The following is a 2,180-nucleotide window of genomic DNA, read 5'->3' as shown; positions in this document are numbered from 1 at the left end:
GAATTACCCTGTGTAATGAAACTGTGTTATCTTTCATTTTTTTAAGTTTTGTGTGATTGATCAATAATTCTTCTTTAAAGCTTTACACTCAATGACTGATGGTACTCATTAATCGTTTCGTTAGTTTGGCCATGATTCCGGATCTTATTGTTATACATGTAAGAAACGGCGAGAATGCCCAGGAACGCCAATGGCATTAACATAAACCCAATATTTTGATCTACATATGTATGACTGATGAACGCATAGATTAAATTAAATGTTAGCCCTGCATATGCCCATTCCTTTAGCTTAACCGGGGTCTTAGGGTAAGCAATTGCTATAACTCCAAGCACCTTGCAAATAATGAGCGTGTAAGCGAAGTAATCTGGATAGCCTAAAGGTTTTGTACCTGCATTTACATATTGTGGTGCAAACAGCATGGTCCCAAGTGGCATTACACCTTCCCATAAGACGATGATCGTAGTAGCCACCCAAAAAATTATTTTATTCTTTTTCATGTTGTTAAAACTTTATTATTAATTATTTGATTCCACGTATTTCACAAAACTGTTTAAGATAGCCTGCCAACCTTGTTTCTGAAATTCAGGCTCATTCTCTGTTTCCGGATCGAAGGTTGTTACAAGCGTGGTTTTACCTTCCGTATCTGCAAACAATGTTGTGGCGGTTCTGCCATCGGGCATGGTATAAGCTATTTCCTTGTGCAAGTCAACCTTATCATAAGTGCCTTCAAAATCAAAACCGAAGCTGCCATCTTTAGCTTCCATCCTGTTTTTAAACTTACCGTTTAACCGAAGGTCGTTTTCGCTGCATGGGGTGTGCCAACTTGGGTCTGGAGTATTCCATTTCATAATGTCGGTTGGATTATTCCAAACCTGCCATACTTTTTCTATGGGAGCATTTACTGTTGCTTCTACCGTAATTTTTGTTTGTTTTGTCATCGTATGTATTTTTAGTTGAAATTTATAGTACAAAGATGCTACAGGCTCCAAAATTTGGTCTGTTGTAAAAACGACAAATTAAGGGTAGGATTACGACAAGACATGCGTATCTTTAATTAAGATAAGTTTTATGCAAATTTCCGTTTTCGTTCCCYAGCATGGAGTAATAGAAGCTATTACACCAGCATTCAGAACCTTTCACACGGCCAATGAGTTTCTAACTGCATTTGGTAAAAAGCCCATATTCAAAGTAGAGTATGTGGGCTTAAATGAATATGTACCGGCCAACAATGGCGAATACACGGTAAAAACAGATAGGCTGCTCAAAGATGTTAGCCATACGGACCTGCTCATTATACCACCCACTTTCGGAAATACTGACACGGGGATCCGGGCCAATGCCGAAGCAATACCCTACTTCAAAAAGCTTCATGAGAATGGCACCAGCCTTGCCAGTTTATGCATAGGGGCTTTTCTGCTGGCAGAAACAGGATTGTTAAATGGAAAGAAGTGTTCTACCCATTGGGCACACATAACCGAGTTTAAAGAAAAATATCCACTGGTAGAAGTGGAAGACGGTGCGGTCATCACAGAACACGATAATATTTATAGTAGTGGTGGTGCAAGCAGTTTGTGGAATTTAATACTGTATCTGGTCGAAAAATTTTCCGACAGGGAAACGGCTATCATGATCTCCAAATATTTTGCCTTAGATATAGGCAGAGACAGCCAATCCCAGTTCGCCATTTTCAAGGGACAGAAAAACCATGGTGATGGCGGAATTCAAAAGGTACAGGCTTATATCGAAGAAAATTATGAAGATAAGATCACCATTGAAGATCTGGTAAATCTTATCAATGTTGGCCGCAGAACTTTTGAAAGAAGATTTAAGGATGCAACAACCAACACCCCAATCGAGTACATACAACGGGTAAGGATAGAAGCTGCAAAGAAGTTTTTCGAAGCCTCACGAAAGAATGTCACTGAAGTTATGTATGGCGTGGGTTATACCGACACCAAAGCATTTAGAGATATTTTTAGGAAGATAACAGGGCTCACACCAATAGAGTATAGAAATAAATTTGCCAAGGTTGCGAACGAGGTATGATTTGTCGATTCAAAGAATGATGTAAGCCCCTTGCTAATTTTCTTTAAATAAATTTGCGAGAAAAGCGAATGACGCCTTGGGAGAAATTATATAGGAAGTCCCATTGGCCGGGTTTTACTTATCCACTAAAT

3 protein-coding genes are annotated in these 2,180 nt (G+C 39.2%); 1 reads left to right on the top strand and 2 read right to left on the bottom strand.

The genetic code is table 11. From position 1 onward, the window contains the following. Positions 1-74: 74 nt before the first annotated feature. On the bottom strand, positions 75-500 hold the full coding sequence (locus AC1DPZ_RS25905; RefSeq protein ID WP_477408924.1) for a DoxX family protein: 426 nt from the start codon (positions 498-500) through the stop codon (positions 75-77). A gap of 18 nt (positions 501-518) precedes the next feature. After that, a complete protein-coding gene (locus tag AC1DPZ_RS25900; RefSeq protein ID WP_477408922.1) occupies positions 519-941 on the bottom strand; it encodes an SRPBCC family protein in 423 nt (140 codons plus the stop codon). Positions 942-1,071: 130 nt separating this feature from the next. Here AC1DPZ_RS25900 and AC1DPZ_RS25895 point away from each other — a divergent pair, with 130 nt between their 5' ends. Continuing rightward, positions 1,072-2,049, top strand: coding sequence for a GlxA family transcriptional regulator (locus tag AC1DPZ_RS25895; protein WP_477408920.1), 978 nt, complete (start codon positions 1,072-1,074; stop codon positions 2,047-2,049). Positions 2,050-2,180 lie beyond the last annotated feature (131 nt).

The sequence above is a fragment of the Mucilaginibacter sp. P4_G9 genome, from assembly GCF_056400985.1.
The sequence above is the reverse complement of the archived record's forward strand: the minus strand, read 5'-3'. Positions and strand labels throughout refer to the sequence as shown.